Origin of the sequence: Microbacterium sp. B19 (genome assembly GCF_000333395.1) — a bacterium.
GTDB lineage: Bacteria > Actinomycetota > Actinomycetes > Actinomycetales > Microbacteriaceae > Microbacterium.
The window spans coordinates 1-301 of record NZ_BADA01000560.1; the positions used below are offsets into that span (position 1 = coordinate 1).

The following is a 301-nucleotide window of genomic DNA, read 5'->3' on the forward strand; positions in this document are numbered from 1 at the left end:
GGCAGCTCGAACGTCGGGTGGCCGACGGCGGGAACCGTGCAGCTCGTGAGGGCGACGCCCATCGAACGCCCCGCCTCGGACACGCGGCGCGCGAGAGCGGCCACGGCGTCGAGGTCGGCCCCCTCCTCGGCGAGGGCGCCGACGATCTTCTCGAGGATCACGGTGGTGCCGGTGCCGCGGCGGCCCGCGGTCCACGTCGAGTCCTGGACCGCGACGTCGTCGGCGACCACGACGGACTCGACCCGGACGCCCTCGGCGGCCGCGAGCTCGGCGGCCATCTCGAAGTTCAGCACGTCGCCGG

The 301-nt window shown here is 75.4% G+C and carries 1 protein-coding gene; it reads right to left on the minus strand.

Annotated elements, in window-relative coordinates; all coding sequences use genetic code 11:
* On the minus strand, positions 1-301 hold a 301-nt coding region (locus I5G_RS23715), incomplete at both ends, for a dihydroxyacetone kinase subunit DhaK (protein WP_036329540.1).